Source organism: Niabella sp. ZPM-14, from assembly GCF_055693045.2.
On the sequence record NZ_CM181148.1, the window covers coordinates 2138360 to 2154102 of the forward strand.

General features: G+C 44.6%; 10 protein-coding genes. 8 read left to right on the top strand and 2 right to left on the bottom strand.

Annotated features, from left to right (window positions below; genetic code table 11):
* Window positions 1–87: 87 nt before the first annotated feature.
* Complete coding sequence (locus tag ACU37H_RS09155; RefSeq protein ID WP_472701829.1) at window positions 88–894, bottom strand: 2,3,4,5-tetrahydropyridine-2,6-dicarboxylate N-succinyltransferase; 807 nt, start codon at window positions 892–894, stop codon at window positions 88–90.
* Between the two features lie 192 nt (window positions 895–1086).
* Here ACU37H_RS09155 and ACU37H_RS09160 point away from each other — a divergent pair, with 192 nt between their 5' ends.
* The 3 genes from ACU37H_RS09160 (at window position 1087) to ACU37H_RS09170 (ending at window position 4350) form a co-directional block, all read left to right on the top strand.
* A complete protein-coding gene (locus tag ACU37H_RS09160; RefSeq protein ID WP_472701828.1) occupies window positions 1087–2238 on the top strand; it encodes a glycosyltransferase family 4 protein in 1152 nt (383 codons plus the stop codon).
* A 3-nt stretch (window positions 2239–2241) separates the two neighbouring features.
* The gene (locus ACU37H_RS09165; RefSeq protein ID WP_472701827.1) at window positions 2242–2811 is read left to right on the top strand and encodes an L-threonylcarbamoyladenylate synthase; all 570 of its coding nucleotides are present in this window, start codon (window positions 2242–2244) and stop codon (window positions 2809–2811) included.
* Window positions 2812–2922: 111 nt separating this feature from the next.
* A complete protein-coding gene (locus ACU37H_RS09170) occupies window positions 2923–4350 on the top strand; it encodes a CCA tRNA nucleotidyltransferase (protein ID WP_472701826.1) in 1428 nt (475 codons plus the stop codon).
* On the opposite strand, the gene ACU37H_RS09175 is transcribed toward ACU37H_RS09170, so the two are convergent.
* Window positions 4347–5726: a chloride channel protein gene (locus ACU37H_RS09175; RefSeq protein WP_472701825.1), complete on the bottom strand. Its 1380-nt coding sequence runs from the start codon at window positions 5724–5726 to the stop codon at window positions 4347–4349. The two genes, ACU37H_RS09170 and ACU37H_RS09175, sit on opposite strands and share 4 nt — an antisense overlap.
* A 517-nt stretch (window positions 5727–6243) precedes the next feature.
* On the opposite strand from ACU37H_RS09175, the gene ACU37H_RS09180 reads away from it, so the two are divergent.
* From ACU37H_RS09180 to ACU37H_RS09200, 5 genes are all read left to right on the top strand, one after another.
* Window positions 6244–6768 carry an RNA polymerase sigma factor gene (locus ACU37H_RS09180; protein ID WP_472701824.1) on the top strand — a complete coding sequence of 175 codons (525 nt, stop codon included), beginning with the start codon at window positions 6244–6246 and terminating at the stop codon, window positions 6766–6768.
* Window positions 6769–6835: 67 nt separating this feature from the next.
* Window positions 6836–7909: a FecR family protein gene (locus tag ACU37H_RS09185; RefSeq protein WP_472701823.1), complete on the top strand. Its 1074-nt coding sequence runs from the start codon at window positions 6836–6838 to the stop codon at window positions 7907–7909.
* A gap of 189 nt (window positions 7910–8098) precedes the next feature.
* Window positions 8099–11380, top strand: coding sequence for a SusC/RagA family TonB-linked outer membrane protein (locus tag ACU37H_RS09190; protein ID WP_472701822.1), 3282 nt, complete (start codon window positions 8099–8101; stop codon window positions 11378–11380).
* A 31-nt stretch (window positions 11381–11411) separates the two neighbouring features.
* Window positions 11412–12962, top strand: coding sequence for a SusD/RagB family nutrient-binding outer membrane lipoprotein (locus ACU37H_RS09195; RefSeq protein WP_472701821.1), 1551 nt, complete (start codon window positions 11412–11414; stop codon window positions 12960–12962).
* A gap of 126 nt (window positions 12963–13088) precedes the next feature.
* A complete protein-coding gene (locus tag ACU37H_RS09200) occupies window positions 13089–15626 on the top strand; it encodes a phosphocholine-specific phospholipase C (protein ID WP_472701820.1) in 2538 nt (845 codons plus the stop codon).
* The last annotated feature ends 117 nt before the right edge of the window (window positions 15627–15743 follow it).

Genomic DNA, 15743 nt, shown 5'->3' on the forward strand with positions numbered 1-15743 from the left:
TAGTCAATAATTAATGGTTAATAGTTCATAGTGTTGACAGTTCTGCGCCTCCAGCCATGAACTATCAACCATTTGCCAGAAACGGCTTTATACTGCTACATTGAAATCCCTTAACGCGTCGTTCAGGCTGGTTTTGAGATCGGTACTGGCTTTACGCTTCCCGATGATCAATGCGCAAGGCACCTGGTATTCGCCGGCAGGGAATTTTTTCGAATAAGTTCCGGGAATCACCACGCTGCGGGCGGGGATACGACCCTTGGTTTCAATAGCTACTTCTTTGCTCACATCAATGATGCGGGTGCTTTTGGTCAATACCACATTCGCGCCCAGCACAGCTTCTTTCTCTACCACCACTCCCTCTACGACGATCGAACGGCTGCCTAAAAAACATCCGTCTTCAATGATCACCGGGTTGGCCTGCAATGGCTCCAGCACACCTCCGATTCCAACGCCTCCGCTCAGATGAACTCCTTTACCGATCTGGGCACAGCTGCCTACGGTAGCCCAGGTATCGACCATGGTTCCTTCGTCTACATAGGCCCCGATATTGACGTAAGAAGGCATCAATACCACATTTCTGGCCAGGAACGCGCCGTAACGGGCAACCGCATGCGGCACCGCACGAACACCTTGTTTCTCATAATCTTTTTTCAACAACATCTTGTCATAAAACTCAAAGGGAGCTACATCCCAGGTTTGCATCGGCTGGATCGCGAAATACATTAAAATAGCCTGTTTCACCCACTCGTTCACTTCCCACTTCACTTCTTTCTTTTCGGCCACGCGTAACCTGCCTTTGTCTACCGCTTCAATTACTTCGCGAACGGCATCACTGTATTTCTTTTCTTTGAGAAGTTCCCTGTTTCCCCAGGCTTCTATGATCAAATCTTGCATAAAAAAATTTTGTGTCGGCAAAGATAGTGTTGAATGATGAATAGGCAATAGTTGATCGTGCTAACCGGCCGGCTTCTGAATTTTACGCTTGTAATAGCAGGACAACGACTGACAGTATTGGAGGTATAACGTGAGACGACGGTCTGTGGACCATGATCTGTGAACAAATGAACTAATAGCTATCTTTGCCGCATGAACATCGGTCTTGACGCGAAACGTGCTTACCATAACAGTACGGGATTGGGCTTTTTCAGTCGCGTCCTCATCAAATTGCTGGCTACTTATTTTCCACAGCACGAATATTACCTGTTCAACCCGAAACCCGGAACGTTATTTACGCCGCCCGCATCTCACGTAAAAGAAATATTACCGCAACATTTGGCCCATCAGCTATTCAGCAGCCTTTGGCGCAGCAAATGGGTGGTCAAAGACCTGAAGAAACTGAAGATCGATCTGTACCATGGCCCCAGCCAGGAAATCCCGGTGGGCTTGCCTCAGACCGGTATTGCGTCGGTCGTGACGATTCATGACCTTTTCCCTGAGCTTTATCCCGGTGATTTTAAACCGGTCGATGTAAAAATTTATCGGACGAAACTGCGCTATGCCTGTAAGCAGGCCAATAAGATCATGACGATCAGTGAAGAAACAAAGCGCCATATCATTGAACGATACCAAACCGATCCGGCTAAAATCGATGTCGCCTATCAAAGCTGCGATCCGATCTTTAACGTGATCGAGTCAGAAGCAACGAAAGAGCGGGTGCGTCACAAGTATGATCTTCCGCCCGAATTCTTTTTGCATGTCGGAACGATCATTGAAAGAAAGAACCTGCTGAATATCTGCCGGGCGATGAAACTGATCTCCAAAGAAATCCGCGTGCCGCTTGTGGTGGTAGGCAAAGGCGGCGCTTACAAGGAAAAGGTCCAACAATATCTTGCTGATCACGACATCACAGACCGGGTGATCTTTCTGTCTGACCGGTTAGCCGCATCTGGCAAAAAACCTTTCGTGGAAACGGAAGACTTTCCGGCGTTGTACCAGCTTTCTACGGCCATGATCTATCCCTCCTTTTACGAGGGGTTCGGCATGCCTTTGATAGAAGCCATGTCTGGCGGGGTTCCCGTCATCACTTCAAACACGTCCTGTCTGCCCGAAATAGGCGGAGACGCAGCCTTTTATGTAGACCCTGACAGCCCGGAGCAGATGGCCGAAGGGTTTCGCCGTTACTATGAAGATGCACCCTTTCGCGCGGATGCGCGTGCCAGGGGACTACTGAATGCACAGCGCTTTCGCCCCGAAGCTTATATCCAATCGGTAATGAATATTTACACATCAGCTTTTTAAATTATGATGAATTTTGAGGAGGATATCAAAAAATGTGTCGAAGTGCTGAACGCAGGCGGCACAATCCTTTACCCTACAGACACAGTTTGGGGTATCGGCTGTGATGCGACGAACGCCGCAGCTGTACAGAAAGTGTATGCCTTGAAGAAACGAGACGACAGTAAAGCGCTCATCGTGCTGGTAGCATCGGAACGCGATGTGATGCAATATACGGCAGCGCTGGATCTGAGCCTGTTCGATTACCTGGACACCGTAACCAAACCGACAACGGTCATTTATGAAAATGCCCTCGGCTTTGCCGATAATTTATTGGCGGCCGATGGCAGCATTGCTATCCGGATCTGCGATGAAGATTTTTGTAAGGCATTGATCAAAAGATTTGGAAAGCCGATTGTTTCAACCTCCGCCAATATTTCGGGAGCGCCTGCCGCACCTCAGTTTGCCGCGATCAGCGATGAAATACGGCAGGGTGTAGACTACGCTGTTCAGTACCGTCAAAACGATAACACACCCGCGCAGCCTTCTTCTATCATCAGGTGGAAGGACGGCCAGGTGGAGATCATCAGGCCCTGATGAAACCCTGTAACCCGATGCCTCCGAGCCGGCTGAGACGCCGTGTATCGCAGTAGGAACGGGTGCCTCGCAGGTCATTCGCAAACCCAAACTAATATATCTTTGTCCCGCATGGATATTGAATTAAACGAGCAGGAACAATATATCGTGGAGCGCATTGCGCGCGCCGCACAGGAACTGGAAGTGGAAAGCTACCTGGTGGGAGGCTTTGTGCGGGACAAGTTTTTGGACCGTCCTTCCAAGGACGCAGATATTGTTTGTGTGGGCGATGGTATCGAACTGGCCCACGCAGTGGCGCGGCAGTTTCATCCGCAGCCACAGGTGAATTTCTTTAAGAACTTTGGAACGGCTCATATCCATGTGACCCTACCCGATCACCAAAGCTCCTTTGATATTGAGTTTGTCGGCGCGCGTAAAGAGAGTTATCAGCGCGACAGCCGGAAACCCAAAGTGGAACCGGGAACATTGAAAGACGATCAGAAACGACGCGATTTTACCATCAACGCGCTGGCCATTTCTCTCAATCAGAACGATTATGGAAAACTGGTAGATCCTTTTGAGGGCGTGCGGCACCTGGAAGAAAAGATCATCATCACACCGCTGGAGCCGGAGCAAACTTTCAGCGACGACCCGCTTCGCATGATGCGTGCGATCCGCTTTGCCACACAGCTTCATTTCACGATCACACCGCCCACGCTGCTGGCGATCGCTGAACAGGCCGACCGCATCAGGATCATATCGCAGGAAAGAATTACGGATGAACTGAACAAGATCATCTTGTCGCCCAAACCTTCAATCGGCTTTGACCTGCTGTATAAAACCGGTCTACTGAAGCTTATATTTCCGAAAATGGTGGCGCTTGCAGGTGCTGAATACGTGGATGGATACGGGCATAAAGACAACTTTTATCATACGTTGCAGGTGCTCGATAATGTGGCGCAGCACTCAACAGACCTGTGGCTGCGGTGGGCCGCCATCCTGCACGATATCGCCAAACCCGCTACCAAAAAATTCGAAGAGGGACATGGCTGGACCTTTCACGGCCACGAAGTAGTGGGCGGCCGCATGGTTCCGAAAATTTTCAATGAACTGAAATTACCGTCGAATGAAAAAATGCGGTTTGTCAAAAAACTGGTGGAACTGCATTTGCGTCCGATCAGTCTGACCAAAGAAAACATTACGGATTCTGCCATCCGCCGCCTGCTGTTTGACGCGGGCGAGGACCTCGAATCTCTGATGACCTTATGCGAAGCGGATATCACCAGCAAGAACCGGCAGAAAGTACGACGCTACCTCGAAAACTTTAAGCTCGTTCGGGAACGCTGCAAGGAAGTGGAAGAAAAAGACCAGATCCGTACCTGGCAACCGCCCGTGGATGGCCTTGAGATCATGCAGCTGTTCAACCTCAGTCCATCAAAGGCCGTTGGCATACTGAAAGATAGCCTCAAAGATGCCATACTGGACGGCGAGGTGGACAATAACCGCGAGGCGGCTCTCATATTCCTCCAGGCCAAGGCTAAAGAAATCGGTGTAGCTTAGTGATCTGCGCCCAGCTTCTTGTGGCCCGACAGCTCCGCCATGTAATCATGTTTCAGGTAGTCATAAAATGAATGACGGTTGATGATGCGCGCAGCAATATTCGCGACAATCGCAGCCAGCATCAGGTGCAGGATGAGGCTATGCCTGTCCGTCATCTCCAACACGAGTATTGCGGAGGTGAAAGGCGCTCTGGTGATGCCTGTCAGAAAGGCCACCATGCCCGCCAGGATCATCACGTTGGTTTCCGTGGGTGTGAACCCAAACCAACCCGAGAACAGGCTGCCAATAGAAGCTCCGCCACTCAGGGCGGGAGCGAAAATACCACCCGCACCCCCGCTTGCAAAAGATAAAGCCGGGCCAATCATCCTGAGCACGGGGTCGTACCACTTGGCATGTTTTTGAGACGTAAACAGGTATTGTTCCATCAGCTCCTTTCCGGAACCTAAAACGTGCTCGCTTACAAAGAAGGCCAGCGTCGCAATGATCCATGCGCTGAATACCAGGAAAAGCAAATGCTTCCAGGTAGCGTTAAAACCGTTGCGCCAGCGTTGCAGCAACAAAATAATCTTACTCAGATAAGATGCCGCCGCACCAGCCAGAAGACCGAGCAACACAATAGCAGCCAACGCGCTGAAGGACACGGCAGTCGTTTTGGGGAAACCAAGATATAAATAGGTCCCGGCCAGTTGCTGAGCGGTGAGACCCGCGATGATCACCGCCGTGAACACCGCCGTCTTGAAATGGTTGAAGTGAATCTTGGTGAGTTCTTCAACTGCGAATACCACCCCACCCAAAGGTGTATTAAAGGCTGCTGATAAACCCGCTGCAGCGCCGGTCACGATCATACTTTTCCTGGAGATCCTCGGCCACCAACCCGGTAATATCTCATAGATCTTGTTGAAGATAGAACCGGATATCTGGATGGTAGGCCCCTCACGCCCGATGGCGCCCCCGCCCAGGACCAGGATAAAACTGGAAATCACTTTATAGATAATAATCTTGACGCTGAGCAACCGCTTTACCTTGTCGTAATCTTTGGGATTGGCAAATTCGATAGCCGCCATTACCTGCGGAATACCGCTGCCGCGCGAATACGGCGAGAAGCGTTTGACAATCCACCAGGCGGCCACGAATGCAACGGGCATGATGATGAACAGCAACCAGAGCCGGCCGTGAATCATTTTGATCAACAGGTTTTCTCCCAACAGGAACAATTGAGCATAAAACACAGCCACACAGCCTACTATCACAGATCCAACCCAGAAAGGGATGGCTGTAAGCAAATTGTTGCGCACGCGATCACTCTTGATATTGTCGAATATGCGCTTGCCTAATCGCCTGAAATAATCGAAAAAACCAGATTGAAAAATCTTCATTGTTGCCGAGTTAGCCGTTTGTACAGATGCTTCAAAGTAACAGCTTTTACGCAGGAAATGCAAAACTATTCACATACAAATAAATAAACATATGGCAAGACTCCCGTCTGGCATGGGTTTCAGGCCGTCATGCTCCCGACACCTTACCTGCCTGGTAGCTAAAATGATTGAGCAGTATCCTTATTTCATTATAATCGTAATGATCCGGCAGCGCATTTTTCCATGCTGTGACGGTTTTAAACTGAAACAAAAGATGATCAGATAAAGCAAATTTCCTATCCTAAAAAGTTTAGAAGGCACACTGAAACGGGAGTACTATTTATCCACATGGCATTTTTTAAAAATCAATTACTGGTTATCGCGAACAAGCACAAGGCGAGAAAAGCTGACCGCCATGCCGAGCCTATTGTTTTCACGTCTTTCCTATATTAAATATTTATTAGTATAAAGTGTACATAAACAAAAAGTAGCCGAATAAACTATCTTTGATGACCTCACTCGCATATCTTTTTGTTCTATGCAGCATATTGATAACTGGTATTGCAATTATAAAGGACGATTGTTGGCGATAGCCTGCCAGAAAGGGTATGGCTATGAAGAAGCGAAAGATGTAGTGCAGCAGTTTTTCCTGGAATTGCTGCAAAAAGATCTGAGTGATATCAGAAACCCTGAAGCTTTTTTACTAAAGGCATTTAAAAATAAGCTGATTGATTTACATCGGGTTAATAAAAATGCGCCCGTTGTTGAAGGCGACTATTTCGTTCCTTCAACGCTGGAGATTTTAGAAGAGTTAGAAACGAATAAAGAAAAAACAGCCAGAATATTTGAAGCCTATAAAAAATTGCCTGCCAGATACCGGCGAACTATTTATTTGAAATTCTATGTGGGTTTATCTACGGAGCAGATTATAGAAGAAACCGGCTTCACGCCTCAAACCATTTATAATAATGTGTCAAAAGGAATCAAGCTATTGAAACTGCACCTTGAAAAAAGACACCCTCTCTCTAAGATTGCAGGTATTTTTTTCTCCATTCTGCCCTAAAAAATAATCTTAAAAACCGATTAGGTTTCAAGAAGCCATTCGTCTATATATAAAAACAGGCTTTCTGATGGCTTATACGGTTGCTGAATTAATTGCTAATGATTCGTTTGTTGCGTATTGTACACAACAGGATTCTGAGCATATTGCCATTTGGGATAACTACTTATACAATCACCCGGAAGAGTTGGGCACCGTAGAAGAAGCGAGACACCTTTTACTGAGCCTGAAGTATATGCTTAAAGAAAAGCAGGAAGAACTGTCCGCGAGTGAAAGCTTTTTTAAAAAAGAGCTCTATGTCGTACCGAAGCAAACAGGAAAATTAGTTACCAGAAAAAATACATGGCGCTGGGTTGCAGCATCTGTTTTGATCGTTTTATTAAGTGTTTTGGCTTCGCGGACTTTGCTTAAACAAGCCTCTGAAGATAACCCGATAGCTCAGCTACAACCGCTCGGTTATAGTGAATCTGTAATATCCGGTAAAGGACAGATGAAAATAATCTGGTTACCGGATAGTACTAAAGTTACACTAAATGCGGGTTCTCACCTGGATGTGGCGGATGGATTTAACACGAAAAACCGAACTGTACGGCTCTCTGGTGAAGCATTGTTTGAAGTCGCTCATGCCCAACTGCCTTTTATTGTAGATGTATTAAGCTATAAGATAAAAGCCATCGGCACTAAGTTTAATGTAAAAGCATATCACAACGAAAAAGTCAGCGAAACAGCTTTGATTGAAGGGAAAGTGCAGATCCTTATGCCCAAAGGATTGCAGGACGATATCGTTAAAACTTTGGAAGTGAATCAGAAGTTTATACTAAAGAATTTTGAAGATATTGATTCTATCAGTTTGTCTAAAGAAGTTATCGTAGAGCCATTAAAAGCTACAGAACTGCCGGTACCAATAGAAACTGCATGGATAGATAACTACCTGGTTTTTGAGGACCAACCCCTTAGTGAAATAAAAAATGCCCTGGAGAGAAAATACGATGTGAACATTTCCATTACCGATCCTGACGTCGGCCGGTATAGATATACCGCCAATTTCCAAAATGAACCCATAGAAAAGGTTTTACGAGCATTACAAATCTCCTTTCCTTTTTCATTTACCAAAAACGGAAACTCAATTGTCATCAAAAAATAGCCATATGTAATTAGTACAAATTCCAGAAAAACGATTAAAAAAAGGAGAAATGGGATTGCGGCCCACTTCCCCTTAGAATGTACGGAAGCCTTACCGGCCTCCATTCTTTTAACTAACAACAAGAAAATTATGAAAAAAAACGCTTTCCAAAATGCGTCGTGGAAGGAATTTCTTAAAAAACTGCTCTTTATGAAATTAGGAATTGCTTTATTGTTTCTTAGTGCTACGCAGGTTGCAGCCACGCCACTAAAATCGCAGGAGACAATCAAAATTGATGTAAAGCATGCCAAACTCTCAACTGTCCTTCGATCGATTGAAAAAGAATCCAATTATCGCTTTGTATTTAGTAACGAAATCATTGGTAACAACACCATTGTCAGTTTAAGGGCTGAAAATGCGCGGATATCGGATTTACTACCAAAGGTATTGAAGGGTACAGGTTTAGAGTTCGAAAAACTGGACGAGCGACTGATTGTAATAAGAAAAAGCATCAATAAAAACCTGTTGGTAAAAGGAACCGTAACAGACAGCAACGGGGAAAAAATTATCGGCGCCACCGTACTTTCCAGCAAAGGGGGGTCAACTATAACAAACGATGAGGGAAACTACAGTATTGAAGTAGAAGAAGGTGCTTCTCTTACATTTAGCTACGTGGGTTATCAATCGCAAACCATTGAAGTTAATGGACAAACCGTTATCAATGTCGTTTTGCAAGACGCAGACAGAGCGATGGAAGAAGTAGTGGTGACGGCCTTAGGTATTAAGCGACAGGAGAAAGCCCTGGGCTACGCCACGCAGAAAGTAAGCGGGCAAACTTTGCAAACGGTGAAGGGGGTTGACCTTGGAACTTCACTCACAGGAAAGGTGGCCGGTCTTGTCGTGAAGAACTCCACTGAGTTTAACGGACGCCCCAGTCTTGAGATGCGCGGTGAATCGCCATTGATCATTATAGATGGAGTGCAGTATTCCAACGTCACCTTACGCGATATTCCGACTGACGATATCGAAAGCATAGATTTCCTGAAAGGCCCTACAGCCGCAGCTTTATATGGCGCAGGCGGAAAAAATGGCGCGGTAATGATTACGACTAAAAAAGGAAAAGGGAAAGGCGTTTCGGTAGAATTTAATACGAATAACATGTTTACCCTAGGTTATCTCGCTATACCAAAAGTACAAACATCTTATGGCCATGGAGAGAATGGCAAAATAACAGACGATTATGTATGGGGGCCTAAACTGGATATCGGGGACAGCGCTGTTCAATGGAACCCCATTACCAAGCAGGAAGAACTGATGCCCTTACTTTCAAGAGGAAAAAACAACCTGCGGAATTTCATGGAAATGGGCTTTGTCACCAATAATAATATTAGTGTTACACAAACTGGTGATAATGGTTATTTCCGCGCAGGTGTAAATCACATTTACAACAAAGGCCAGTTTCCTAATCAGAAATTAAATATCACCAATTTTACATTAGGCGGTGAAATGCACGTGGGTAGCAGGTTTTCTTTAGAAGCGCATATGGGATACACCCGAAAAGAGTCTCCCAATATTTGGGGTTCCGGTTATGGGGATCAGGGATATTTATACCAGATCCTGATGTGGACGGGACCGGAATATGATCTGACTCAATACAGGGACTACTGGCTTGTTAAGGATCAAAAACAAAACTGGCTATATAAAACATGGTATGACAACCCGTATTTCATGGCTTATGAAAAGCTCAAAGGATTCAATCAAAATTTGCTGAATGCGAGCTTTGTGGCCAATTACAAATTCACGCCTGATTTGAAGTTAATGCTTCGCAGCGGTTATGACTTCTATAAAAATGAAGACATACTAAGAAATTCAATCGGAGCTATTTCTACAAGAGGCGGATTTAACGCAAAAGGCGCTTATGGGCAAACTCAGACATGGGGTTTTACAACAACCAATGATGCGATATTGAGCTATCAAAAAACTTTAGGAAGGTTTGGCGTAGATGTATTAGCAGGCGGGTCTATTCGATATTTGGAAGATCGCACACAAGGCTCTCAAACAAGAAACGGATTAAGTGTACCCGGATGGTATTCTTTAGCTAATGCAATTCCATCGACAGTGGTTGGCCAGGATGCTATCATTACAAGCTATGGTTACAATCGCTCACAGGTGAATAGTTTATATGGTAAAGCAACCTTGTCATGGGACAATGCCATTTTTATTGATGTTACGGGCCGAAATGACTGGTTCTCCACGCAGCCGGAATCTCAGCGTTCTTACTTCTATCCGTCAGTAGCAGGTAGCTTCATTCTTTCAGAATACCTGAATTTGCCGCGTTGGGTGAACATGTGGAAAATGAGAGGTTCATGGACACTTTCAAAATATGCCGCAAGCATGTATGAAATTAACAGAACTTATTCAACAGGTTCTGTGATGGGTAATGTTTCTGCGTCTTACCCCAATAATTTATACCCACTCGATCTGCTACCTTCAGCCGAAAGGACATGGGAAATTGGCACGGCTGCATACATGCTGGGTCAGCGCCTGCGTTTAGACGTAGCTTACTTCAACAAACTGTATTTTGACAGGAAAATATCGCAGACCATTTCATCGGCTTCAGGTTTTGGAACGACCTTGATCAATACGCAGGAACAAATTGTTCGCAGAGGTATGGAAATTACACTGGATGGAACGGTGATCAAAACGCCCGACCTTACCTGGAACGCGCTTATCAACTGGTCTTTCCAGCACCGTTACTATAAAAAACTAGATCCTGTTTATTCTGCTGATGATGCATTCACAAAAGTGGGCAACCGGTTAGATATTTATAAAAGGGATATCCTGCTTAAAGATCCGAATGGCAATATCATTCATCAGAATGGTTATCCTCTGGAAAGCGACTATCAGTATCAAATTGGTTATGGCGATCCGGATTATTCATTTGGCTTCTCCAATACCGTGAATTGGAAAAACATCATTTTCGGTATTTCAATCGATGGGCGTATCGGAGGATTGATGTATAACTACATTTGGGATAAAATGTTTGATACGGGCGCTCATCCGGACACCGACAACCAATATCGCTATGATGAAGTCGTAAACGGACTCTCCAATTATATTGGCAAAGGTGTCAAAACCGTATCCGGAACAGTTGAATATGACAAGTATGGAAATATCACCAGCGACACACGCCAATATGCACCTAATGACGTCGCAGTCGGTTATCAGGGATATATACAGGATCTGTCGGGTAAAGGCGAACATGGCGTAATGAGTGAAAGCTTCGCAAAATTGAGAGAGATTTCTATTGGTTACCAATTACCAAAATCTTTTCTGGGCAATTCTAAAATAAAAAATGCTTCTATTTCTTTAACAGCACAAAACGTTGTGTTATTAACCGGGTTCAAATTTTCAGATCCGGACAGAGATACAGAAGATCTCAACGCCCCATCACAACGAATGGTAGGTTTTAATATCAAATTAGGACTTTAAACCACTTTAACTGAACTTAAAATAATAGATTATGTACGTTTTATCATATAAAAGGGTATTGTTGTGCTGCCTTGTGGCAGTGGCATTTACAGGGTGCAGTAAGTTTGATCAGATTAATACTAACCCGGACGCCACGAGCTCCTCCCGCTCTGAATGGCTGGCGACCAGTATGCTTGGATCGATCACTGTCAGCGATATTTCTACACAAAAATCTTTTGCGCAGCCATTTCTGCTGGGAAAATATACCATTTGGAAGGAAGGCGGACCGGAATCAATGCAATACAACCGGTTCGGCAGAATTGACTTTAACCGGCTGACCGTTTTGCGAAACGTTGATCCGATGATCCGCAACGCATCATCAGAAGATTTAAAAAAATCTTATACCGCTTTGGGGCATTTTATCCGGGCATGGCAATTTTTTCAAACCACGATGCGGGTTGGCGATATTCCTTATTCTGAAGCGATACAGGGCGAAGGCTCTGGGAATATCAAACCTAAATACGATGCGCAAAAAGATGTCTTCCTTGGTATTCTAAACGAATTGGACCAGGCGGATGAACTGTTTACAACCGGCGCTGATTTCGCAGGGGATTTTATTTACGGCGGCAAAACAGCCAAATGGAGAAAGCTGGTGAATTCTTTTCAATTGCACGTGCTTATTAATTTGTACAAAAAAGCAGATGACGCTGATCTAAATGTGAAGGGGCGGTTTCAGAAAATTGTTGCTGAGCGCCCTTTAATGGAAAGCTACGCGGACAACTTTGCGGTAACCTATCAAAATGCAGCCGGCAGCGCCTATCCCTGGTCAAATACAGCGCTTCAGACCAATCCGTTTATTATTTACTCTGCGCTTACAACAACTTTTATCAATCCGCTAAAAGCCAACCAGGACAGAAGATTGTTTTATGTGGCAGAGCCTGCAGCCAGTAAACTGAGTGCCAATATCCCTGCTACAAGCTTTGATGCTTACGTTGGCATCGAACCTTCAAATAAGATTGCAGATATTGTTACTGCCTATAATGCAGGAAACTTTTCAGGCTTTAATAAAAGATATATGGAACTGTTTAACGCCGAGCCTGTAGGATTGCTGTGCGCATGGGATGTAAAGTTTCTATTGGCGGAAGCCACTGTAAGAGGATGGATATCCGGCACTCCTGCGCAAACCTATTATGCTGCCGGTATTCAGGAGTCGATGAAGTTCCTGGCCAATTATACGCCGGACAATTATAACCACGGTGTTGCTATGGATAATAATTACATCAATAGTTATCCTTCAACACAAGGTATCGCGCTATCCGGAAGCGCCGAAAACCAAATTAAACAGATCATTACTCAGAAGTATTTAGCTGGATTTTTACAAAATTGTGATTACAACGCCTGGTATGAAAACCGCCGAACAGGCTATCCGGAATTTGTATTGAATCCTAATACCAACCTGAACACACCTACAGATCGATTCCCGTTAAGATGGCTGTACCCGTCTACTGAACTTACTAACAATAGCGACAACCTGGAAGCAGCGATTGAGCGCCAGTTTGGTGGCAACGACAACGTGAATGAGGTCATGTGGCTGCTGAAGTAAAAAACCAGCAAAAGGCAATGTCTCTAATGCTGTCTTTATCAAACGGCGATGGTCTTTAAGTATTCTGAATGGTTTCAGACCACTTCAACGCTGTAATAAAAAGCCTTACATTAATAAACTCAAATCATGTCGATTGATTTTTCAAGAAGAGATTTTATAAAAAATACAAGTTTGTTGGCTGGGGGCGCGGGAGTTTTTTCCGCGCTTCCGGCTTCTATTCGCAAAGCGCTTGCTATCAACCCTGCCAAAGGATCTACTTTTGAAGATGCAGAGCATATTGTATTACTAATGCAGGAAAACAGGTCGTTTGATCACTGCTTTGGTGCGCTCAAAGGGGTAAGAGGGTTCAATGACCGAAACATTTTAAGGCTGCCAAACGGCAATCCCGTATGGCTGCAAACAGACGAACATGGTAAATCTTACTTGCCTTTTCGTTTGGATATGCACAATACCAAAATCACATGGATGGGCGGTTTGCCACACTCATGGAAAGACCAGGTCGATGCACATAACAATGGCTCGTATGATAAATGGCTCATTGCAAAAAAAACCGGTTATAAAGGTTTTGAAATGCAGCCCATGACGTTGGGATATTATCATCGCAGTGATCTTTCATTTAACTATGCGCTTGCTGATGCATTTACAATTTGCGATCAACACTTCTGCTCGTCGCTAACAGGAACCACGCCCAATCGGTTATATTTTTGGTCGGGAGCGTTAAGAAAAGACGGATTGGCGAAAAACCCGGCATTGGTTCGAAATCATGAAGCAGATTATAGCGCAGAAGTAGACTGGAAAACGCTTCCTGAACTATTGCAGGAAAATGATATCACATGGAAAGTATATCAAAATGAGATCAGCCTTCCTTCAGGACTTGAAAGCGAAGACGATCCCTGGCTGGGAAATTTCACAGACAATGATCTGGAATGGTTTACTCAGTTTAAAGTACGCCGGTCAAAAAAATATGAAGCCTGGCTATTAAATAAATTACAAGAGTATGATAAAAGCCTTGGTGACCTGGAAGAAAAGACTGCGAAAGATCCGGACGACGAAAAATTAAAACGAGTGTTGAACGGACTACGGGACCGCAAAAAATATTATGTAAAAGAGCTCGACCGCTGTCGCAAAGAGTTGAATGAAAAATTGAGCGATTATGAGCAGCAGCTGCATGACCGTGCCTTTGTGACAAATGAATTTGATCCGGATTATCACAGTACAGAAGAGATCGAATACAGCGATCAGGGTGTGAAAAGAAAAATGCGTGTTCCCAAATCCGATGTTCTGGCCAATTTCAGAAAAGATGTCCGCGATGGGAATTTGCCCGCCGTTTCATGGCTTGTTGCGCCGCAATATTTCTCTGACCATCCTTCAGCTCCATGGTTTGGCGCCTGGTATGTGTCTGAAGTGCTGAATATTCTTACACATAACGAAGATGTTTGGAAGAAGACCATCTTCATTTTAACCTATGATGAAAACGATGGTTATTTTGATCATGTTCCGCCTTTTACAGCTCCGGATTGGCGCGATAAAAATACAGGAGCAGTTTCCGAAAGTATTAAAAACCTGGATAAGGAGTTTGTGACGATGGAAGATGAAGTGGAGCAAAAAGGTGTCACTCCGGCCAACGCCCGAGAACACGCGATCGGACTCGGTTATCGTGTTCCTTTCATTGTTGCCAGCCCCTGGTCACGCGGCGGATATGTCAATTCACAGGTTTTCGATCACACATCTGTGGTGCAGCTGATTGAAAATTTCGCTTCCCGAAAAACGGGCAAGAAATTGCAATCAAATAATATTTCAGAGTGGCGCCGGGCTGTTTGCGGCGATCTTTCATCTGTCTTTCGGCCCTACAACGGAGAGAAAATAACAAAGCCCGCTTTTCTTGAACGAGACGAATATATCAGAAGTATAGACGAAGCGCGGTACATGCCCATGCCGGGTATGGTAAGCCCTTTGTCTGAAAATATAATACAATCAATACAATCCGATTTTTCAAAAACGAAAGATTTTTTCACGCAGGAAAAAGGTGTGAAACCGGCAACGCCTTTACCTTACGAAATATATGCAGACGGGAATATGCTGGATGATAAAAAAACAATGCGGTTTCATTTTGAAGCATCAAAAAAACGCTTTAAAGAAAAATCAGCAGGATGTCCGTTTCTTGTTTATAGTTATCAACCTCATATCGGAGCAGATAGCAAAAGTATGAAGAACCGGAACTGGTCTTTCGCAGTTGCTGCAGGTGAACAATTGGAATATGATATTCCTTTAGATAATGCTGAATCGGAACAATATCATTTCGCCTTATTTGGCCCTAATGGATTTTACCGGGAATTAAAAGGCTCCGGCGCAACTGATGATTGGCGTATTGAATGTAGATATACAGAAGCAGCTTCCAAAGAGCGGCAACAATTGAAAGTCCGGTTATTCAACAAATCTTCCAGGCCAAAAACAGTTATCATAAAAGATAATGCTTATGGTCAAAAAACCATAAACAAAAGCATGGCCGCCAATACCGAAGCTTCAATATTGCTGAACGTGGACAAAAATTATGGCTGGTATGACTTTTCTGTTTTAGATCCCGAAAACGATTCTTTTGAAAGAAGGTATGCGGGAAAGATGGAGAATGGTGGCCGGTCGTTTACCGATCCTGCTATGGCATAAGCCGGTAGGTTTTTGAAATATCAATCGGAAACTAATTTGAAATACGTCAGTATGTCTGAGCGAAACATTATAGCCAGCAATTTTGAAAGTTAATTGACATGAGCTTTTTCTCTTTTA